Origin of the sequence: Blastococcus aggregatus (genome assembly GCF_900221005.1) — a bacterium.
Taxonomy (GTDB): domain Bacteria; phylum Actinomycetota; class Actinomycetes; order Mycobacteriales; family Geodermatophilaceae; genus Blastococcus; species Blastococcus aggregatus.
Map to the genome: position 1 here is coordinate 254,035 of NZ_OBQI01000005.1, position 20,349 is coordinate 274,383.

Below are 20,349 nucleotides of genomic sequence, written 5' to 3' on the forward strand. Positions count from 1 at the left end.
TCAGAGCCCCGCGAAGGAGAGCCAGTCGGCGTAGAACAGCCCCAGCCCGAAGGCGACGGCCATGCCGGTGACCAGCCAGAACCGCACGATCACGGTGTTCTCGGTCCAGCCGGCCAGCTCGAAGTGGTGGTGCAGCGGCGCCATGCGGAACACCCGGCGCCGGGTCGCCCGGAAGAAGGCGACCTGGATGACCACCGAGAGCGTGACGGCGACGAACAACCCGCCCAGGACGACCAGCAGCAGCTCGGTGCGCGTGACGATGGCCAGCCCCGCGATGAGCCCGCCGAGGGCCAGCGAGCCGGTGTCGCCCATGAAGATGCGCGCCGGGCTGGTGTTCCACCACAGGAAGCCCAGGCACGCGCCCATGGCGGAGGCCGCGACGAGGGTGATGTCCAGCGGGTCGCGCACCTGGTAGCAGCCGTCGATGAGCTCGCTGGCGCAGTCGTGGGTGAACTGCCAGAACGAGATGACGATGTAGGACGCCAGCACCATGGCCGAGGAGCCGGCCGCCAGCCCGTCCAGGCCGTCGGTCAGGTTCACGGCGTTGGAGAACCCGGCGATGAACAGGTAGGCCAGGATCACGAAGCCGATCGACCCCAGCGCCAGCGGCTCGATGTCGCGGACGTAGGAGACGACGGTCGAGGCCGGCGTGAGCCCGTTGCTGGGGAAGTTGATCGCGAGCACCGCGAAGGTCACGCCGACGATCAGCTGACCGACCAGCTTGGCGGTCTTGTTCAGGCCCAGGCTGCGGCGGTGCCGGATCTTGAGGTAGTCGTCGAGGAAGCCGACGGTGCCCATGCCGACCATCAGGAACAGCAGCAGCAGGCCGGTGGCGCTGAAGCCCCAGCCGTCGTCGCCGACGAACGCCAGGTGTGCGACGAGGTAGCCGACCAGGGTGGCGCCGACGATCACCGTCCCGCCCATGGTGGGCGTGCCCTTCTTGGACAGGTGGCTCTCGGGGCCGTCGTCCCGGATCTCCTGCCCGAGCCCCTGCCGCCGGAAGGCGCGGATGGCCACCGGGGTGAGCAGGATCGACATGATCAGGCCGATGCCCGCGGCGATGAGGACGCTCCTCATCGCGGAACCCCCTCCTCGAGCAGGTCGGCGGCGAGCAGCTCCAAGCCGTAGGAACGGCTGGCCTTCACGAGGACGACGTCCCCGGGGCGCAGCACCTCCGACATCAGCTGACGGGCAGCGGCCCGGTCCGGCACGAGCACCGACTCCTCTCCTGGACGACGCCCGGCTGCGGCCGCTCCGTCGGCTATGCCTACCGCATCGGGGCCGACGGCCACGACGAGGTCGATCCCGGCGGCCGCGGCGTCGCGGCCCAGCCGCTCGTGCTCGGCGGTGGCGCCGGGCCCCAGCTCGGCCATGGCGCCCAGCACCGCGATCCGCCGGGTGGCGGTCAGCCCGGCGAGAGCGGCCAGCGCGGCCCGCATCGACTCGGGGTTGGCGTTGTACGCGTCGTTGACCACGGTGACGCCGTCGGCCCGGCGCTCGACCTCCATGCGCCAGCGGCTGCGCGGACCGGCCGCGGAGAGCGCGGCGGCGACGTCCGCCGGTGCCAGGCCGGCGGCGAGCGCGGCCGCCGCCGCGGACAGCGCGTTGGCGACCTGGTGCTCCCCCACGACCTGCAGCGCGACCGGGTGCTCCTCGCCCCCCGCGACGAGCGTGAACCGGCCGCGGGCGGAGCCGTCCAGGGTGACGTCGACGGCGCGGACGTCCGCGGTCGGGCCCCGGCCGGTGGTCACCACGCGGGCGCGGGTGCGCGGGGCCATGCCCAGCACTCGGGGGTCGTCGGCGTTGAGGACGGCGGTGCCGCCCTCGGGCAGCGCCTCCACCAGCTCGCCCTTGGCCTGCGCGATGACGTCCGCGCTGCCGAACTCGCCCAGGTGCGCCGAGCCGACGTTGAGGACGACGCCGATGTCGGGCCGGGCGACGCCGCACAGCCGGGCGATGTGGCCGACGCCGCGGGCGCCCATCTCCAGCACGAGGTAGCGGGTGGTCTCGCCGGCCGAGAGCACGGTGAGCGGCAGGCCGATGTCGTTGTTGTACGAGCCGGGCGGGCTCACCGTCTCGCCGGCCGCCCCGAGCACCTGGCCGAGCAGGTCCTTGGTCGAGGTCTTGCCCGACGAGCCGGTCAGCCCGATCGTGATCAGGCCGCTGCCCGCGAGCCGGGCGTGCACACCGGCGGCGAGCCGGCCGAGGGCCACCACGGGGTCATCGACGACGACACAGGGCAGGGCGGGGTCGGTCCGGCTGCCGAGGGCGGCGACGGCGCCCGCCGCGGCAGCGGCGCCGAGGAAGTCGTGCCCGTCGACCCGCTCGCCGGCCACGGCGACGAAGAGGTCGCCCGGGGCGACGGTGCGCGAGTCGAGGGTGACGGCCCCGGTCACGGCGGTGGCCGGGTCGCCGCCGGTGAGCGTGCCGCCGGTCAGGTCGGCCACCTCGGCCAGGGTCAGCCGGATCACCGCGGCACCCCCGCGGCGAGGACCTCGCGCAGCACGGCGCGGTCGTCGAAGGGGTGCACGGTGCCGGCGATCTCCTGGCCGGTCTCGTGCCCCTTGCCCGCGACCAGCACGGTGTCGCCGGGCCGGGCCAGGGCCACGGCCGCCGCGATGGCCTCGCGGCGGTCGCCGACCTCGTGCACCTCCGCGCGCCGGTCCTCCGGCACGTCGAGGACGCCGGCGAGCATGGCGGCCCGGATGACGGCCGGCTCCTCCGAGCGCGGGTTGTCGTCGGTGACGACCAGGACGTCGCTGCCGGCGGCGGCGGCCGCGCCCATGGCCGCCCGCTTGCCGGGATCGCGGTCACCGCCGCAGCCGAGGACGGTGATCAGCCGCCCCGCCGTCGCCGTCCGCAGGGCGCCGAGCGCGGTGGCGACGGCGTCGGGGGTGTGCGCGTAGTCGACCGCGGCGACGAAGGGCTGGCCGGCCTCGACCGGCTCCATCCGCCCGGGGACCACCGTGCTCGCGATGCCCTCCAGCGCCGCGTCGACCGGGACACCGACGGCGTCGAGCAGGGCGACGGCGAGCACCGCGTTGGCCACGTTGAACCGGCCCGGCAGCCGCACGCTGCCCTGCCGGCGCAGCCCGTCGGGGCCGTGCAGCGTGAAGGTGGAGCCGCCGTCGGCCCCCGGGGCGACGTCGGTGGCCCGCCAGTCGGCGTGCGCGCCCTCGGTGGAGACGGTGACCGGGCGGGGGCGGCCGGGCCGGTCGAGCAGCCGCCGGCCGTGCTCGTCGTCGACGTCGACCACCTCGACGGCCGCGCGGCCGTCGAAGAGCAGCGACTTCGCCCGGAAGTACTCCTCGAGGTCGCCGTGGAAGTCCAGGTGGTCGCGGCCGAGGTTGGTGAAGCCGGCGGCGGCGAAGCGGACCGCGCCCACCCGGCCCAGGACCAGCGCGTGGCTGGAGACCTCCATGACCACGCTCGACACCCCGGCCTCGGCCATGGCCGCCAGCAATGCGTGCACCGCGGGGGCCTCGGGCGTGGTGCGGACGCTGGGCAGCGCGGTGACGCCGCCGTCCGCCGCACGGGTCTGGGTCTGCACCGTGCCGATCAGCCCCGTGGCGCGGCCGGCCGCGGCGAGCCCGGCCTCGACCAGGTACGCCGTCGTCGTCTTGCCGTTGGTGCCGGTGATCCCGATGACCTGCATCCGCTCGCTCGGCCGGTCGTAGATGCGGTCGGCGACCTCCCCGAGGACGGCGCGCGGGTCGTCGACCACGCACACGGGCAGCCCGGTCGCGGCCGCCTCCTGCCGGCCGGAGGGGTCGGTCAGCACGGCGACGGCGCCCCGTTCGACGGCGTCGCCGACGTACCGGACGCCGTGGGTGCGGGCGCCGGGCAGGGCCGCGTACAGGTCGCCGGGGCAGACCTCCGCCGACGCCAGCGTGAGGCCGGAGACGACGACGTCCGACGCCTCGGAGGAGGGCCGGCCGACGAGGTCGGCGAGCCCGGAGAGCGGCACGGGGCGCGGGGTGCGGGGGCGGCTTCCCACGGGCGGGGGCACCGACCCGCCGTCGGACGTGGTCACGGGGCTCCAATCTACCGGCGTCGTGGGCCGGACCCGTGCAGCTGCGCTCTCCCCGGGCACGCCGTCGGCCTCCGCCCCACGGGGGCCGGCGCGGTCAGGGGGTGGAGGTGAGCTCGAATTCCGGCCGCGCCGTGCCCGACGGGACGACGCCGTCGGCGGTCAGCGCATACCGGAGGATGTCGCGGAACACCGGCGCGGCGACCTGGCCGCCCTCGGCGGAGCTCGTCGGCCGCTCCAGGTCGACGGCGATCACGTACTGCGGGTCGTCGGCGGGGGCGAAGCCGGCGAACGTCGTGAAGTAGCCGCCGCCCTCGTACCGGCCGGTCTCCGGGTTCGTCCGCTGCGCGGTGCCGGTCTTGCCGGCGACCCGGAATCCTTCGATCTGCCCGAGCGGCGCGGTGCCGCCGGGGCCGACCACGGCCTCGAGCATGTACGCCATGGCGTCGGCGGTCTCCTCGCTGACCACCCGGGTCGGCTCGGGGCGCTCCGCCCGTTCCACCCGGCCGTCCGGCGAGGTCACCGAGCGGACGATCCGCGGCTCGACGCGCACGCCGCCGTTGGCGATCGCCTGGTAGACCGAGGCCAGCTGCAGCGTGGTCGTCGAGACGCCCTGCCCGATGGCCACGTTGGCGGCCTGGATCTCGCTCCACTCGTCGGACTCCTGGAAGATGCCCTTGCTCTCGCCGGGCAGCTCGATGCCGGTGCGGCTGCCCAGGCCGAAGGCGCGCAGGTACCGCTCGAGCGTGGCGTCGCCCACCCTGCGGGCCAGCATGATCGTCCCGACGTTGCTGGACTTGGCCAGGATGCCGGTGACGGTCCAGTCGACCGGCGCGTGGTCGTGCGCGTCGGTGACCACCCGGTTGCCGGCCTGGATGTGCCCGTCGACGGGGAAGGACTCGTCCGGCGTCGCCTTCCCCTCCTCCAGGGCCGCCGCGAGCGTGACCGCCTTGAGCACCGAGCCGGGCTCGAAGACGTCGGACACCGTGGGGTTCTTCAGCTGCTCCGGCGTGGCACCGTAGTTCCCGGGGTCGTAGCCGGGGCAGGACGCCATGGCGACGACCTCACCGGTCGTCACGTCCAGGACCACCGCCGATGCCCGCGTCGTCGCGCCGTCGGCGCACGCCTCGGCCAGCCGCTGCTCGGTGACGTACTGCAGGTCCTGGTCGATGGTCAGCGTGACGTCGCTGCCGTCGGTGGCGGGGAGCTCCTCGTCGATGCCGCGGGAGGGGATGGGGTTGCCCCCGCTGCCCACCTCGACCCGGCGGGTGCCCGGGGTCCCGGCGAGGACGTCCTCGAAGGTCTGCTCGATGCCGGCCAGGCCGGTGCCGTCCACGCCGATGAAGCCGACCGTCTGGCCGCCCACCGCGCCGGCCGGATAGCGCCGCACCGGGTCGTCCTCGAGGAAGACCCCCGGCAGCTCGAGCTCCTCGACGGCGTTCGCCACCTCGGGGGGCAGCTGTGGCTTGAGCACGACGTGGCGGCGCTCGGCGGTGAGCTGCTCGGTCAGCTCGGCGACCGGCACTCCCAGCACGGTGGTCAGCGCCAGGGCCGTCCGGGCCGGGTCGCCGACCACGGTGGGGTCGGCGACGACGCGGAAGGCGTCGGCGGTGTAGGCGAACGGCCGGCCCTCGCGGTCGGTGATCTCGCCGCGGACCGCGGCGATCGGATAGGTGCGCAGCCGGTCCTGGGAGGCTGCGCTGGCGTACGCCGCGCCGTCGATGCCCTGGACGACGGCGAGCCGGCCGACGACCACGACCAGCAGCACCACCAGCAGGATCAGCCCGATCCGGTTGCGCCGGGTGCGCTGGGCCAGGGAGAGCCCCGCTCCCCCGCTGCGCCGGCTGCCCGGGGCGCGGCGCGAGGTGAAGGCCCCCGGGCCCGTGCGCGGTGCCGGCCGGCCGCCGTTGCGCGGTCCCGCCCCGGGGCCGCGGACGGTGCCCGCCACGATCAGTTCCCGCCCGCGGGGGGCGCCGCTGCCGGCGGCACCTCGGCGGGCGCCGGCGGCGCCTCGGCCGGAACCGGCTCGCCGCGGAGGACCGGCGCGCCGTCGGGGCCGAGCACGAGGTAGGCAGCCGGTCCTGCGGGAACCAGTCGGGCCTCGATCGCGGCCTGCGCGATCGCGGCGGGGGTGTTGCCGTCGATGACCTGCTGCTCGAGGCGCTGCACCTCCTGCGCCCGCGAGGTGTTCTCCGCCCGGAGCCGGCTGGCCTCGAGCGAATCGACCGCGATGGCGGTGTTGAGGACGAGGAGACCCAGGGTGGTGCCGGCCAGCAGGGCCACCACGAGCAGCACGAAGGGCGCCCGGCGGGAGCGCAGGGACCGGCGGGGGCTCCGGCGCGGCCGGGCGGCCGGCGGGGCCACGACGCTCAGCTGCGGCCGGGACGGCCGCGGCGCGGTCCGGGGCACGGGGCGCGAGGGTGCGGTCCGCGGTGCTGCCGCGACACGGGCAGTGGCTCGGGTGCTCATGCCGCTCTCCGGATGCGCTCGGCCGCGCGGACGCGGGCCGAGGCCGCGCGCGAGTTCGCGGCGACCTCGTCGTCGGAGGCGGCCTCGCCGCCACGGGTCAGGAGCCGGAGCACGGGGCCGTGCTCCGGCAGGGGCACGGGCATGCCGTGGGGGGTGTGGTCGGTCGCGCCCTCGGCGAGGGTCTGCTTGACGATGCGGTCCTCGAGCGAGTGGAAGGTGATGACGGCGATCCGCCCGCCGACGGCCAGTGCCTCGATCGCCGCCGGCAGGGCGCGCTCGAGGACGCCGAGCTCGTCGTTGACCTCGATCCGCAGGGCCTGGAAGGTCCGCTTGGCGGGGTGGCCGCCGGTTCGCCGGGTGGCGGCCGGGATCGCGTCGCGCACGAGCTCGGCCAGCCGGGCGGTGGAGGTGAAGGGCTCGCGGGCGCGCTCGCGGTCGATGGCGGCGGCGATGCGCGAGGCGAACCGCTCCTCGCCGTAGACGCGGAGCACCCGGGCCAGCTCCTTCGGCGGGTAGGTGTTCACGATCTCGGCCGCGGTGCGCCCGGTCTCGGGGTTCATCCGCATGTCCAGCGGCGCGTCGGCGGAGTAGCTGAAGCCGCGGTCGGGCCGGTCCAGCTGCAGCGAGGAGACGCCGAGGTCGAACAGGACGGCCTGCACCTCGGCGATGCCGAGGCGGTCGAGGACGTCGGGCAGCTCGTCGAAGACGGCGGGGACCAGGGTGACCCGGTCGGTGTGGCCGGCGGCCTCGATGCGGCGGGCGGCCTCGGCGCGGGCGTCGGGGTCGCGGTCCAGGCCGACGAGCCGGAGACCGGGGTGGGCGTCCAGCAGGGCCAGCGAGTGGCCGGCGAGGCCGAGGGTCGCGTCGACGAGCACGGCGCCGGGGGCGGCGCAGGCCGGGCCGAGCAGCTCGGTGATCCGCTGCAGCAGGACGGGCACGTGCACCGGGGGCCGGGGCGCGTCCGGCGCCGCGGCGGATCCGGTGCTGCTCATCGTCGACTGCCTCTCGGGACCGATTCGTGGACTGGGATGGTGCCGCGCCCCGGGGGGCGCCGGGGGGATGTGGTGCCTGCCGGCGGAACGGGATCGGTCGGGTGGGGCGGAGTGGGGCCGGTGGGGCGGGGTGGGGCCGGTGGGCCCGGGTGGTGCGGCAGTGGGGTGGTCGGTGGGGATCCGGCCCCCGCGGGGCGCCGCCTGGCGTCGGGGAAGAGCGTCAGGTGGTGCCCCGCGGGGCCGGGTGGTCGCCGGTGCCGGTCCGCCGGGGAGGGCGGAGCCGGTCGCACCCGCCGGTACGGCGGTCCTCCGGGGAGCGGGACCCAGCAGCGGGGAAGGCGGCTGGGGCCGAATCCGGTCGAGCCGCGGGGAAGGCGGCTCGAACGGTGCTCCCGGGGCCCGGGTGGGGGCGGGTGGGGCGGCCTGGGATCACGACAGCGTCGGCATCCCCTCGCTCTCCATGTCGGCGTAGGCGGCTTCCAGTTCGGCCACGTAGGCCTCCCAGTTGCCGGCGTCCCAGATCTCGAAGCGGGTGTCCACGCCGACGATGACGACGTCGCGGTCCAGCCCGGCGTACTCGCGGAGGCTCGCGGGGATGGTGATGCGGCCGGTCTTGTCCGGCTCGATCTCGACCATCGACCCGAAGCTCATGCGGGCGGCCATGCGCGCCCGTGCGGTGTCGGAGGGGGCCATCGCGGCCATCGCGGCGCTCTGCTCGGCGACGCGGGCCATGGTGAGGCCGTAGACGCAGCGCTCCTGGCCCTTCTTGATCACCATGCCGCCGGCCACCTGGTCGCGGAAGCGGACCGGCAGGGCGAGCCGGCCCTTCTCGTCGAGGCGCAGGGGGTAGCTGCCGACGAACACCGGATCACCCCCCGCATCTGTCCTCCACTGGCTCCGCAGCGACCCCTGAGCGGTCCCTGCCTCCCCACCAGGCGACACAGTAACCCACTAGCCCCCACTGGACACCACTTGCCGCCGTGTCGTGGTCGCCCTCCCCACCGCGCCACCCGGCCGTCGCCGTCCCGGGTGCCGGGGGCGATCGGGCACCCCTCCGGAGCGCCCCGATCCACGTACCGTGGGTGGGGTGACCGAGGTGACGCGCACGCCCGGCGAAGTGACCGGTCCCCCCGTGGACATCGCCGCCGCAGCCGGCCGCATCGCAGCCAACGTCGGCCGGGTCGTGCAGGGCAAGGACGCCGTCGTCCGCCTGGCCCTGGTGACGCTGTTGGCCGAGGGCCATCTGCTGATCGAGGACGTCCCCGGCGTCGGCAAGACCACCCTGGCCAAGGCGCTCGCGGCGTCGGTCGACGCGACGGTCCGCCGCATCCAGTTCACGCCCGACCTGCTGCCCAGCGACGTCACCGGGGTCGCCGTCTACGACCAGGAGTCGCGCGAGTTCGAGTTCAAGCCCGGCGCGATCTTCGCCAACGTCGTGGTGGCCGACGAGATCAACCGGGCCTCCCCGAAGACGCAGTCGGCGCTGCTGGAGTGCATGGAGGAGCGCCAGGTGACCGTGGACGGCGTCAGCTACGAGCTGGCGCGGCCGTTCCTGGTGATGGCGACGCAGAACCCGCTGGAGATGGAGGGCACCTATCCCCTGCCCGAGGCCCAGCGCGACCGGTTCACGACGCGGGTCTCGATGGGCTATCCGGACCGCACGGCGGAGCTGGCGATGCTCGACGACCGCGCCACCACCGATCCGCTGGCCGACCTCGAGCCGGTCGCCGACGCGGCCTCGGTGCGCGACCTGATCGCGGCGGTCGGCCGGCTGCACGTGTCCGAGAACGTGCGCCGCTACGTCGTCGACCTGGTGGAGGGCACCCGCCGCTCGCCCGCGCTGCGGCTGGGCGCCTCCCCCCGGGCCGGGCTGCAGCTGCTCCGCGCCGCCCGCGCCTCGGCGGCGCTGGCCGGCCGGGACATGGTGCTCGCCGACGACGTCAAGGAGCTGGCCGGACCGGTGCTGGCGCACCGGCTGCTGATGGCGCCGGAGTCCGTCGGGGGCGGTCGCACCGCCGAGCACGTGGTCGCCGAGCTGGTCGTCACGCTGCCCGTCCCGCGCGGGCGCTGACACCGGTGCGGGCACCGGGCAGGCCGCGGACCGCGCTGACGCGCCGCGGCCGCTGGCTGCCCGCCGGCGGCGCCGCCCTGCTCGCGGCCGGCGCGCTGATGGGCGAGCGGCCGGTGGTGCGGCTCGCCGTCTTCGTCCTGGCGCTCCCCCTCGTCTCGGCCGTCGTGGTGGCGCGCGAGCGGTTCCGGCCCACGGTCGAGCGGACGGCGGCGCCGGCCCGGGTGCGCCGCGGGGAGAGCACCGAGGTCACCCTCGAGCTGTCCAACGCCGGCCGCCGTCCCGGGGCCACCTGGCTGCTCACCGAGCACCTGCCGGCCGCGCTCGGCCCCGAACCGCGGTTCGCCGTCGGCCGGGCGGGCACCGGCCGGCGCACCGCCCTGCGGTACCGGCTCACCCCCCGGCGCCGGGGCCACTTCACCCTCGGGCCGCTGCGCTCGCGCGTCGTGGACCCCTTCGGGCTGGTCGAGCGCAGCAGCGCCGGCACGGGCACCGCGCCGCTGCTCGTCGTCCCCCGGGTGCAGCCGCTCGGCCCGACCTCGGCGCTGGACGGGCACGGCGGCGAGGGCTCCCGTCGGGCGATCGCCGTGCACGGCGAGGACGACGTGAGCATCCGCGAGTACCGCCGGGGTGACGACCTGCGCAAGGTGCACTGGCGAGCCACGGCGCGGACGGGCGAGCTGAAGGTCCGGCTCGAGGAGCGGCCCTGGCGGGCACGGACCACGGTCCTGCTCGACGCCCGCCGGCCCGCGCACCTGATCGCCGGCCAGCACGACCCGGACCCGGCCGACAGCCTCGAGTGGGTGGTGGAGGCGACGGCCAGCATCGCCGTCGGGCTGGGCCGGCGGGGTCACGAGATCCGGGTGGTCACCGAGGAGGGTGAGCTGCACGGCTCGGGCCGGCTCCCGGCCGGGCCGCTCGGCGCCGCACCCGAGGAGCTGCTCGACCGGCTCGGCGCGCTCGTCCCCTCCGCCCGGACGGATCTCGGCCCCGGGATCGAGGCGCTGCGCCGCATCGGGGGCGACGGGCAGGTGGTCTGCCTGCTCGGGGCGCTGGGGCCCGACGACGTCGCCGAGGTGCTCCGCGCCCGGCCCGGCCCGGCGGCGAACCTCGCCGTGCTGCTCGACCTGGGCAGCTTCCTGCCCGCCGTCCGGGGGCACCGGCGCGGGTCGTCGGCCGCGGGCACGGCGCTGGCCGACCAGCGCGAGGAGTCCGCCGACCTCCTCCGGGCGGCCGGGTGGCGGGTCGCCGTGGCGCGGGCCGGCGATCCGGTCGAGCAGGTCTGGGCAGCGCTCGGCGCGCCGGCGGTGGCGGGCCCCTCGGTGGCGGGTGCGGTCCGATGACGGCCGGCGACGTCCGCACCGCGCTGGCTGCCGCGGCCGCCACGCTGCTCGGCGCGCTCGCCCTCTCCCCCGTGCTGTCGTCGGGGACGTGGGTCCGCCCGGTGGTGAACGTCCTGCTCGTCGTCCTGCTGACCGGGCTGGCGCTGCGGTTCGCCGGGGCGGTGATCGCGGCCCGCGCCTTCCCCGGCCGGCCCGTCCCGGCCGTGCTCGCCGCGCTCGGGACCGTGCTGGTGCCGCTGGGCCAGCTGGCCGCGGTGACCGGCTACCTCGCGCGGCGCTTCACCGAGGCCGGCGGCCTCCTCCCCACCCCCGCCGGCGTCCGGGAGCTCGTCGTCGTCCTGCGCGACGGGATGGACGAGATCGCCGAGCAGGTGGCACCCGCCCTGCCCGTGGCCTCGCTCACCGCCCTGATCGCCGGCTTCGTGGGGCTGGTCGCGGTGCTGGTCGACCTGCTCGCGGTCGCGGTCCGGCAGGGCGCCCTCGCCGGCCTGGCGCTGCTGGCCCTGGTCGGCGTGCCGGTGTTCACCCTCGGCGGTGACATCGGCCTCGTGCCGGTCGTCGCCCCGGCCGCAGGGTTCGCGCTGCTGCTGTGGGCCGACCAGGCCGGGCGGCTGGAGGCGGCCGGCCGGGTGAGCGGGCCACGGAGCGTCGGCGGGAGCACCGCGCTGCGCATCGGCGGGGTGGCGGTGCTGGTCGGCGTGCTCGCCGGCGGGGTGCTGCCGACCCTCCCCGAGGGGACCGTGAGCGGCGGCGAGGGCCCCGGGTCCACCGGGACGCGGCTCGACCCGGTGGCGGACATGTACGGGCAGCTGACCCGCAACGACCCCGTCGATCTCCTCCGGATGGACGCCTCGGTCCCCGACCCCGGGTACCTGCGCGCGGTCACGGTCGACCGGTACGACGCCGAGGACGGGTGGACGCTGAACGGTCCCGAGGCCCAGCTGCCGCTGACCTCCCAGCTGCCGACGGGGCACTACCCGGAGTCCGGTCGGGCGTTCACCGCCACCATCGAGGCGATCGGGCACGACGACCGGTTCCTGCCGGTACCGGTCGCGCCGCAGTCGGTGGACATGACCGGTGGGGAGAACGGCTGGCGCTTCGACCCGGTCACCGACACCGTCGTGGGTAGGGACGTCTCCAGCCGGGGCCGGCGCTACGAGGTGGCCGCCTCGGAGGTCCGTCCCTCGCCGGAGCAGCTGCAGGCCGCACCCGCCCTGCCCGCGGACCATCCCGACCGGGTGCGCTTCACGGCCCTGCCCGAGGATCTCGACCCCCGGGTGGCCGCCCAGGTGCAGGAGCTGGTCGACGGTGTCGAGGGCGGGTACGACCGCGTCCGGCGGATCCTGGACTTCCTGACCGACGGGGCCAACCGCTTCCGCTACGCCCTCTCCACCTCCCCGGGTACCAGCGGGGACGACCTGGTCGACTTCCTGACCGAGCGTCGGGGGTACTGCGAGCAGTACGCCGGGGCGATGGCGGTCATGGTGCGGGCGGCGGGGATGCCGGCCCGGGTCGCGCTCGGGTACACGCCGGGGACCCTGCAGGAGGACGGCGACCGGCTGATCACCAGCGACGACGCGCATGCGTGGGTGGAGGTCTTCTTCGTCGACCTGGGCTGGGTGCCCTTCGACCCGACGCCGATCGACATCGGTCGCCGGGCCGACCTGCCGTGGGCTCCGCGGATCGCGACCGAGGACCTGCCGGAGCAGACCCCCGAGCTGCAGCAGGACATCCCGCCGGAACTGCTCCTGCTGGACCCGCAGTACCCGCTGATCCCGGGCGGCGAGGCGACCGACGGGCCGGTTCCCGACGCGGCACCCGACGCCGAGTCGTCGTGGGCGCCCCCGGCGGGTCTGGCGCTGCTGGTCGGGGCGGCCGCCGCGGTCCCGGCCGGCGCCCGGCTGCTGCAGCGTCGTCGCCGGCTGTCGCTGGGGACGGCGGCCGCGCTGTGGGACGAGGTCACCGCCACCGCCGACGACCTCGGCGTTCCCCGCGATCCGGCCTGGACCCCGCGCGAGGCCGGCCGGGCGCTCGCGGAGCGGACCGGCCCCGAGGGCGCCGCGGCGATCGCGCGGCTGGCGCGGGCCGAGGAGCTGGCCGGCTACGGGCCGGCGACCTCCGTGCAGGAGGACGGGCTGGATGCGGCGCTCCACACGGCCCGGCGCGAGCTGCGCGGGAGCGTGGACCGCCGGGCCCGGCTGCGGGCGGCGTTCTGGCCGGCGTCGCTCCCGGCCGCGGTGCGCGCCGCGCTGCCGGCGTGGATGCGCGGGTGGGCCGAGATGCGACGCAGCCGCCGTCCCGGAGGACGACGGCTGCGGGCGGGAGATGCCGGGAGCTGAGGGCTACTGGTCGTAGCGGCGGCGGAACCGCTCCTCGAGCCGGTTCTTCAGCGGCTGACGGCCGCCGCGGTTCCCGCGGCCGGCCCGCGCGGGGCCGGCCGGACCGCGGCCGCCGGCCGGTGCGGGACCGGACTCGACCGCCCCGGTGGCGACCTTGTAGTTCAGGACGGCGAGAGCAGCGCCGGCGAAGGCGACGAGAAAGCCGAGCACCCCCAGGATCACCGACTCGGCGACCGCGCCGCCGACCAGCACGGCGAAGCCGACGACGACGAGGGCGGCGCCTATCTGCAGCCGGCGTCGGGCCTTCAGGCGGCGGTCCCCGGTGCGGACGGACGACGCGAACTTCGGGTCGTCGTCGACGAGGGCGCGCTCGATCTGCTCCAGCAGCCGTTGTTCGTGCTCGGAGAGCGGCACGTCGACCTCCAGGTGGGCGGAGCCATGGCCGTCGGAGGCTCCCGCCGACGGTGACTTCGAGGATACGAGCCCTTTGCGGGGCGCGAAAGGTGACGATACGGCGAGCCGTGGGCGAACTGTCGGTGATCACCCCTCCGGGTGCCGGACAGCGGGTCGGACGCGGGCTCCGGAGGCCCCTCCGGAGCGCCCCGGCCGCCCGTCGCGGTGCAGCAGCGTGGCCGGGCGGACCGCGCCCGCACCGAACCGGCGGGCGGCACGGTCGGCGGCCAGCTCGGCGTCGCGCCGGCCGTGCTCGCGGGCGCCGAGCTCCAGCTGCTGGGGCGCCGACCCGGCCTCCACCAGGCGTTCGGCGCGCACGCCGACCAGCCGGATGCGGGCCCGCTCGAGCCCCAGCGCGTCGAACAGCGACCGGGCGGTGTCGTAGAGCTCCTGCCCGACGTCGGTCGGGACGTCGAGGGTGCGGCTGCGGGTGATCGTGGCGAAGTCGGCGAAGCGCACCTTGATGCTCACCGTCCGGGCCAGCCAGCCGCCCGAGCGCAGCCGGCCCGCCGTCCGCTCGGCGAGCAGCAGCAGCTCGCGGTGGATGACCACCGGGTCGTCGACGTCGGTGCCGAAGGTCTCCTCGTGGCCGGCCGACTTCTCCGGCTCGTTCGGGACCACCCGGCGCGGGTCCCGTCCCCAGGCCAGCTCGTGCAGGTGGCCACCGGCCGCTGGGCCCAGCGCCCGCTGCAGCGTCCGCGCCGGCACGTGCGCGAGGTCGCCCACGGTGCGCAGCCCCAGCCGCAGCAGCTGCTCCTCGGTCTTGGGGCCCACGCCCCACAACGCGCCGACCGGCAGCGGGTGCAGGAAGTCCATCACCTCGGCCGGGCGGACGATCCGCATCCCGTCGGGCTTGGCGGAGGTGGAGGCCAGCTTGGCGACGAACTTGCTGCTCGCCACGCCGACCGAGCAGGTGATCCCCTGCTCGTCGAACACGCGGGCGCGGAGGTACTCCCCGATCTCGGCGGCGTCGCCCAGCCGGCGGCCGGCGCCCTGCACGTCGAGGAACGCCTCGTCCAGGCTCAGCGGCTCCACCAGCGGGGTGATCGAGCGGAACAGGGCCATCACCGAGCGGGAGACCTCGCCGTAGAGCGCCAGGTCGCCGGGGACCACCGTCGCCGTCGGGCACAGCCGCAGGGCGCGCGCGGTGGGCATGGCCGCGTGCACGCCGTAGCGCCGGGCCTCGTAGGTGGCCGAGGTGACCACGCCGCGGTTGCCCGCCCCGCCCACGATCACCGGCGTGCCGGCCAGCTCCGGCCGCCGCCGCACCTCGACGCTGGCGAAGAACGCGTCCATGTCGACGTGCAGCACGGTGCACCCCTGCGCGCGACCGACCACTCCGCCCCCTCGTGTTCGAACACCTGTTCGGTTCCGGTGTCGACGGTAACCGCCTCCCGGGCGGGTGGGCGCGGCGACCCCGCGGCCGTGACGCACTCGTGACCGGCGCCGCCGTCCATGGAGGAGAGTGCGCATGTGTCGGACCTCGACGGGCGAGGTAGACAGCGACGGAGAGCCGCCGACCGGCGGCCGATCCCTGACGGAGCGGAGGAGCCCATGGCTCTGGACGACGAGATGACCAGCGGCGACGGCGGTGCCGACGGCGGCGCGGACAGCGGCGCCCACGGCCCGGCCGACGGCAGCGCGGGCGCGGCCGACCACGGCGCGGCCGGTACGCCCGGCGGGCACGACGGCGGTGCCGATGGTGGCGCGGACGGCGGCGCCGATGGCAGTGCCGACGGTGGCGCGGACGGTGGTGCCGATGGTGGTGCCGACGGTGGCGCCGACGGTGGCGCGGACGGTTCGGCCTGAGCGAGCAGCCCGCCCCGCAGGGCCGGGCGGAGCAGCTGCTCCGCCCGGCCCTGCGGCGGTGCACGAACGCCGACCCCGAGGTCTTCGCCCGCGATCACTGGGGGCACACCCCTCTGCTGACCCGCGCCGCGGACACCGGTAACACCTTCACCGACCTGCTCGACCTCGCCGCGGTCGACGAGCTGCTCTCCCGCCGCGGGCTGCGCACGCCCTTCCTGCGCATCGCGAAGGACGGCCAGGTCGTCGACCCGAAGCGCTTCACCGGCCCCGGTGGCGCCGGCGCCGAGATCGCCGACCAGGTCAGCTCGGACGCGGTGCTTCGACTGTTCGCCGACGGCAGCACGGTGGTCCTGCAGGGCCTGCACCGGCTGTGGCCGCCGCTGATCGAGTTCGCCGACCAGCTGGCCGCCGACCTCGGCCACCCCACCCAGGTCAACGCGTACGTCACCCCGCCGTCCTCGCGCGGGTTCGACGCCCACTACGACGTGCACGACGTCTTCGTGCTGCAGGTCGCCGGGCAGAAGCACTGGACCATCCACGAGCCGGTGCTGCGCGACCCGCTGCGCACCCAGGTCTGGACCGACCGCCGCGAGGACGTCGCCGCCGCGGCCGCCCGCGAGCCGGTGATCGACGCCGTCCTCGAGCCGGGTGACGTCCTCTACCTGCCCCGCGGCTTCCTGCACTCGGCCACCGCGCTCGGCGAGATCAGCGCCCACCTGACCATCGGCATCCACTCGGTCACCCGCTGGGGCGCGGCCGAGGCGGCGCTCGAGCTCGTCCGCACCCTGGCCGCCGAGGACCCCGCGCTGCGCGGCTCGCTGCCGCTGGGCGTCGATCTCGCCGACCCCGACAGCCTCCGCGAGGACATCACCGCCGTCGTCGAGGGCCTGCGCGCGTGGCTGGGCCGGGTGGATCCCGCCGAGGTCGCCGAGCAGCTGCGCGCCCGCACCTGGGCGCAGGTGCGCCCCGAGCCGGTCGCGCCGCTGGCCTCGTCGGCCGCCGCGGCCGCCCTCACCCCCGACACCGTCGTCCGGCTCCGCCCGCGGCTGCGCTGCGTCCTGCGCGACGAGGACGACGGCCGCCTGACGCTGCTGGGCGGGCGCCGGACGCACTCCTTCCCGGGCTCGGTCCGCGCGGCGCTGACCGAGCTCCTGGCCGTCGGCGAGCTGAAGGTGGGCGACCTGCCCGGGCTCGAGCCGGACGAGCGGATCACCCTCGCGCGGCGCCTGGTCACCGAGGCCGTCGTCGTCGTCCCGGACGCCGCAGTCGCCGGACCGTGACTCCCCCCGCGCCCCTCCCCCCGGACGACCTCTGCCGCGCCGACGTCCCGCCCCGCCCTGCCGGGCGGCTGGACGCCGCGCGCTGCTCGGTGCAGGCGCTCGCGCGCGGTGACTCGGGCGTCGCCACGGCCTCCCCCGTGCAGCGCTGGCTGCTGGTGGAGCAGCCCGGGCCGTGGGGCCGGGACGCCCTGCTGCAGTCCCGGTTCGACGCGCGGGTGGCGCCGCTGCTGGCGGAGCGGGCCCGGCGGGAGGACGTCCGCGTGCTCCTCGTCCGCCGTCCCGGTGACCGGCTCGCCGACGCCGGGGGCCGGTGGGCGTACGCCGACAGCCGCCCCGGGCGCGAGGGGATGTGGTGGTCGGTGCGGACGTCGGACGCCGACCTGCTGACCGCGCCCTGGGACGGCTCGGTCGGCGAACCGGCGGCGGGGCCGGCCTACCTGGTCTGCACGCACGGCGGGCACGACGCCTGCTGCGCGCTCCGTGGCCGGCCGCTGGCGCGCGCCATGCCGGCGCCCGGACCGGCCGACGTGTGGGAGTGCAGCCACCTCGGCGGCGACCGCTTCGCCGCCAACGTCGTCGTCCTCCCCCACGGCTTCTACTACGGGCAGGTGCCCGGCGACGGCGGCCTGCTGGTGGCCGCCCACCAGCAGGGACAGGTGGCGCTGGCGTGGCTGCGCGGCCGGGCCGGGCTGCCGGCGCACGTGCAGGCCGCCCAGCACGGCGCCCGCGAGGAGCTCGGACTGCTCGGGGTCGACGACCTGGCTCCCCTGGAGGCCACCCGGCTGCCCGATCCCGCCCCCGACGTGGAGCGCTGGCAGGTCGCGCTGGCCGGCACCCCGGGACCGGTGACCGTCGTCGTGGAGAGCCGCCCCTCGCCCGAGGCCGTGCACCTCACCTGCTCGGCAGCCCGGCCGGGCCGGGTGCGCACCTGGCACCGGCTGTCGGTCAGCCGGGACGACGGGCGACCCGGCTCAGGTCAGTGACGCGCCGGACGCGACGAGCAGCGGGATGGCCAGCTCGGTCGCGGTGAGCGAGCCGTGGAAGGCGGTCAACCGGCTGGGCCCGGGTTCGCGCTCGGAGGCGGTGAGCGCCCAGGTGCCCCGGGCGAGCGCGACGACGTCGCCGATGCGGGCGGCCACGCCGGGGTCGACCGGGCCGAAGATGCCGCTGCCGACCGCCTCCTCGCGGGAGACGACCCAGGCCCGCTCCCCCAGCACCTCCCGCCACCGGTCCAGCACGTCGGCGGCCGCGCCAGGGAGGGCGTGCACGTAGCGCGCCCGCGGTTCGCCGGCCAGCAGCCGGACGCCGTCGTGCAGCTCCGGGACGACGTCGAGGTCGAGCCGGGTGCCGGCCGGGACGTCGAGCATGCCGTGGTCGGCGGTGACCAGGAGGGCGGCGTCGCCGGGGAGCCCGGCCACGATGTGCTCGACCATGCGGTCGACCAGCCGGAGCTGGGCCCGCCAGCTGTCGGAGTCGACGCCGCGGACGTGCCCGGTGAGGTCGAGGTCGGCGAAGTAGCCGTAGACCAGGGCGCGCGGCGTGGCCCGGAGCGCCCGCAGGACCAGGGCGGCGAGGTCGCCGGCGCCGACGGTGCCGGTGTAGGCGGCGCCGCGGTAGGCCGCCCGGCTCAGCCCGCTGCCGGTGTAGGCGTACGGGGCGACGACGGTCGCGGGCACGCCGGCCGCCGCGGCCCGCCCGAAGACGGTCGGCTGCGGCGCCCAGGTGTCGGGGTCGGGGTCGTCGCGCCACTGGGTGTGGTTGAGGGCCCGGTCCTCCCCCGTTGCGCTGACTTCTCCGGGAACGATGGTGACGAAGCCCAGCACGCCGTGGCTGCCCGGCGGGAGGCCGGTGCCGAGGGTGGTGAGGCTGACCGGGGTGGTGCTCGGGCACGGTGCGGAGAGGTCGCCGGCCGGGCTGGCCAGGCCGGCGAGGGTCGGTGCGAGGTCGGCGTGCTGCCGCACGAGGTCGGCGCCGAGCCCGTCGACGAGCAGCACTGCCACCCGCCGTGCCCCCGCGAGCGCGGTGGCCAGGCCCAGCGGGTCCGCGGGGGCGTCGCCACGGTCCATCGGGACGCCGAGCGCCGCCGCGGCGCCCGGCAGGACGTCGGCCAGGGTCGCGGTGCCGTAGGCCGGCCGGTGGAGGTCGGCGGGCAGGGGCGTGGAGGCCGGCGGCATCAGGGGTGGGCGGCGAGGACGTGCAGGCCCGTGGCCACCTCGCGGTAGGGCGACGTGCCGGCCAGGGCGAGCTCGAGGGCGCGGACCGCACCGGGGTCGGCTCCCGAGGAGGCGTCGAGCAGGTCAGCGACGACCGAGACGCCGCGCCAGGGCCCGGGACGCAGGCCGGCTCCCTCGACGAGCGCGAGGAGGTCGGCGGGGGTGAACCGGCGCCGGGCGATGGGCCGGGTGCGACCGACCGCCGGGTCGCGGTCCTCCAGCAGGGCCAGCGCCTCGACCGGGTGCCCGGCGACGGCGCGGGCGAGGACGGCGCCGGCGCGGTTCGCCGCGGCGACGCTCACCTGGCCGCCGGGGCGCAGCGCGCCGGCGATCTCCCGGAGGGTGAGGGCGGGGTCGTCGACGACCTCGAGCACGGAGTGGCAGAGGGCCAGGTCGTAGCCGCCGCCGTCCGGGAGAAGCGTGGCGAGCAGCTCGCCGAGCTGGTCGCCGTCGCCCTGCATCCCGCGGACGCGGTCGCCGACGCCGGCCGTCGAGGCGCGCCGGGCGAGCGTGGCCAGCGCATCGGCGCTGGGGTCGACGACGGTGACCGAGTGGCCGAGCCGTGCGAGCGGGACGGCGAACATGCCGCTGCCGCCGCCGACGTCGAGCACGCGCAGCGGGGTGCCGGCGCCGATGACCGGATCCAGCGCCGCCCAGACGGCCGCGCTCCGCGGGGGGAGCTGCTCGGCGGGCGAGGGAGCGGACGGGGTCGGCACAGTCGGAGCCTAGTGGCGCGCGACGGCGCCCACCGCTTCCCCGCCGGTGGGCGCCGCGCGCGGGTCAGGCGCCGGTGTCGTCCGCGGCCCGCTGGATCTCGGCGATGTCGATGCGGCGCATCCGCAGCATCGCCTGCGTCGCGCGCTGGGCCCGGCCCGGATCGGGGTCGCCGAGCAGGGCGGTGAGCTGGACCGGGTTCACCTGCCAGGAGACGCCGAACCGGTCCTTGAGCCAGCCGCACTGGCTCTCCTCGCCGCCGCCCTCGAGCAGGCCGTACCAGTAGTGGTCGGCCTCCTCCTGGTCGGCGCACATGATCTGGAAGGAGACGGCCTCGGTGAACGGGAACTGCGGACCGCCGTTGAGCGCCGTGTACTCCTGGCCGTCGAGGGTGAAGCTCACGGTCATCACGTCGCCCTCCTTCATCGGCGGGGGCATGTCGGGCCCGTAGCGGGTGACGTCGCCGACGCTCGAGTTCGGGAAGAGCGAGGTGTAGAGCGTCGCGGCCTCCTCGGCCTGGCCGTCGAACCACAGGCACGGGATCTGCTTGGGCATGGTGGGAGTCCTCTCTGGCCGTGCGGTCGCTGTCGGAGATAGGACGCCGCCGAGCCCTCGAACTGATCGGCGGCCGGCCGGAGG

Annotated in this window: 18 protein-coding genes; 6 read left to right on the forward strand and 12 right to left on the reverse strand. The window is 76.5% G+C overall.

Annotation, left to right across the window (positions count from 1 at the left end; translation table 11 throughout):
• The 7 genes from mraY to mraZ all read right to left on the reverse strand — a co-directional run bounded on the left by mraY (nucleotide 1) and on the right by mraZ (nucleotide 8,355).
• Nucleotides 1–1,077 carry a phospho-N-acetylmuramoyl-pentapeptide-transferase gene (gene mraY, locus CRP29_RS16925; RefSeq protein ID WP_097196228.1) on the reverse strand — a complete coding sequence of 359 codons (1,077 nt, stop codon included), beginning with the start codon at nucleotides 1,075–1,077 and terminating at the stop codon, nucleotides 1–3.
• Nucleotides 1,074–2,471: a UDP-N-acetylmuramoyl-tripeptide--D-alanyl-D-alanine ligase gene (locus CRP29_RS16930; RefSeq protein WP_097196229.1), complete on the reverse strand. Its 1,398-nt coding sequence runs from the start codon at nucleotides 2,469–2,471 to the stop codon at nucleotides 1,074–1,076. Before CRP29_RS16930 ends, mraY begins: the two co-directional genes overlap by 4 nt.
• Nucleotides 2,468–4,033, reverse strand: coding sequence for a UDP-N-acetylmuramoyl-L-alanyl-D-glutamate--2,6-diaminopimelate ligase (locus CRP29_RS16935; RefSeq protein ID WP_245852945.1), 1,566 nt, complete (start codon nucleotides 4,031–4,033; stop codon nucleotides 2,468–2,470). Before CRP29_RS16935 ends, CRP29_RS16930 begins: the two co-directional genes overlap by 4 nt.
• Before the next feature lie 94 nt (nucleotides 4,034–4,127).
• The gene (locus tag CRP29_RS16940; RefSeq protein WP_097196230.1) at nucleotides 4,128–5,978 is read right to left on the reverse strand and encodes a peptidoglycan D,D-transpeptidase FtsI family protein; all 1,851 of its coding nucleotides are present in this window, start codon (nucleotides 5,976–5,978) and stop codon (nucleotides 4,128–4,130) included.
• Between the two features lie 2 nt (nucleotides 5,979–5,980).
• Entirely contained in the window at nucleotides 5,981–6,439 is a 459-nt protein-coding gene (ftsL, locus tag CRP29_RS16945; protein WP_097196231.1) for a cell division protein FtsL, read from the reverse strand.
• A 56-nt stretch (nucleotides 6,440–6,495) separates the two neighbouring features.
• A complete protein-coding gene (gene rsmH, locus CRP29_RS16950) occupies nucleotides 6,496–7,491 on the reverse strand; it encodes a 16S rRNA (cytosine(1402)-N(4))-methyltransferase RsmH (RefSeq protein ID WP_097196232.1) in 996 nt (331 codons plus the stop codon).
• Between the two features lie 429 nt (nucleotides 7,492–7,920).
• Nucleotides 7,921–8,355 (reverse strand): division/cell wall cluster transcriptional repressor MraZ, encoded by a 435-nt coding sequence (gene mraZ, locus CRP29_RS16955; protein WP_097196233.1) that lies wholly within the window; start codon nucleotides 8,353–8,355, stop codon nucleotides 7,921–7,923.
• Nucleotides 8,356–8,578: 223 nt separating this feature from the next.
• Here mraZ and CRP29_RS16960 point away from each other — a divergent pair, with 223 nt between their 5' ends.
• The 3 genes from CRP29_RS16960 to CRP29_RS16970 are packed head-to-tail and all read left to right on the forward strand — an operon-like array spanning nucleotide 8,579 to nucleotide 13,241.
• A complete protein-coding gene (locus CRP29_RS16960) occupies nucleotides 8,579–9,562 on the forward strand; it encodes an AAA family ATPase (RefSeq protein ID WP_097196234.1) in 984 nt (327 codons plus the stop codon).
• 5 nt (nucleotides 9,563–9,567) lie between these two features.
• Nucleotides 9,568–10,902 (forward strand): DUF58 domain-containing protein, encoded by a 1,335-nt coding sequence (locus CRP29_RS16965; RefSeq protein WP_097196235.1) that lies wholly within the window; start codon nucleotides 9,568–9,570, stop codon nucleotides 10,900–10,902.
• Nucleotides 10,899–13,241 carry a transglutaminase TgpA family protein gene (locus tag CRP29_RS16970; RefSeq protein WP_097196236.1) on the forward strand — a complete coding sequence of 781 codons (2,343 nt, stop codon included), beginning with the start codon at nucleotides 10,899–10,901 and terminating at the stop codon, nucleotides 13,239–13,241. Before CRP29_RS16965 ends, CRP29_RS16970 begins: the two co-directional genes overlap by 4 nt.
• A gap of 3 nt (nucleotides 13,242–13,244) precedes the next feature.
• On the opposite strand, the gene CRP29_RS16975 is transcribed toward CRP29_RS16970, so the two are convergent.
• A complete protein-coding gene (locus tag CRP29_RS16975) occupies nucleotides 13,245–13,655 on the reverse strand; it encodes a DUF3040 domain-containing protein (protein WP_097196237.1) in 411 nt (136 codons plus the stop codon).
• A gap of 126 nt (nucleotides 13,656–13,781) precedes the next feature.
• Nucleotides 13,782–15,005, reverse strand: a complete 1,224-nt coding sequence (gene dinB, locus CRP29_RS16980; protein ID WP_245852951.1) for a DNA polymerase IV — start codon at nucleotides 15,003–15,005, stop codon at nucleotides 13,782–13,784.
• Nucleotides 15,006–15,248: 243 nt separating this feature from the next.
• On the opposite strand from dinB, the gene CRP29_RS16985 reads away from it, so the two are divergent.
• The 3 genes from CRP29_RS16985 to CRP29_RS16995 all read left to right on the forward strand — a co-directional run bounded on the left by CRP29_RS16985 (nucleotide 15,249) and on the right by CRP29_RS16995 (nucleotide 17,766).
• Nucleotides 15,249–15,503 carry a BatC protein gene (locus tag CRP29_RS16985; protein WP_097196239.1) on the forward strand — a complete coding sequence of 85 codons (255 nt, stop codon included), beginning with the start codon at nucleotides 15,249–15,251 and terminating at the stop codon, nucleotides 15,501–15,503.
• A 314-nt stretch (nucleotides 15,504–15,817) separates the two neighbouring features.
• Nucleotides 15,818–16,783, forward strand: coding sequence for a cupin domain-containing protein (locus CRP29_RS16990; protein WP_342745236.1), 966 nt, complete (start codon nucleotides 15,818–15,820; stop codon nucleotides 16,781–16,783).
• Nucleotides 16,780–17,766, forward strand: coding sequence for a ferredoxin family protein (locus CRP29_RS16995; RefSeq protein ID WP_097196241.1), 987 nt, complete (start codon nucleotides 16,780–16,782; stop codon nucleotides 17,764–17,766). Before CRP29_RS16990 ends, CRP29_RS16995 begins: the two co-directional genes overlap by 4 nt.
• Here the strand turns inward: CRP29_RS16995 and CRP29_RS17000 are convergent.
• From CRP29_RS17000 to CRP29_RS17010, 3 genes are all read right to left on the reverse strand, one after another.
• Nucleotides 17,755–18,957 (reverse strand): alkaline phosphatase family protein, encoded by a 1,203-nt coding sequence (locus CRP29_RS17000; protein WP_097196242.1) that lies wholly within the window; start codon nucleotides 18,955–18,957, stop codon nucleotides 17,755–17,757. The two genes, CRP29_RS16995 and CRP29_RS17000, sit on opposite strands and share 12 nt — an antisense overlap.
• Nucleotides 18,957–19,712, reverse strand: a complete 756-nt coding sequence (locus tag CRP29_RS17005) for a methyltransferase domain-containing protein (RefSeq protein ID WP_097196243.1) — start codon at nucleotides 19,710–19,712, stop codon at nucleotides 18,957–18,959. The genes CRP29_RS17000 and CRP29_RS17005 overlap by 1 nt, the downstream gene beginning before the upstream one ends.
• Before the next feature lie 64 nt (nucleotides 19,713–19,776).
• Nucleotides 19,777–20,265, reverse strand: a complete 489-nt coding sequence (locus CRP29_RS17010) for a VOC family protein (protein ID WP_097196244.1) — start codon at nucleotides 20,263–20,265, stop codon at nucleotides 19,777–19,779.
• Between the last annotated feature and the right edge of the window lie 84 nt (nucleotides 20,266–20,349).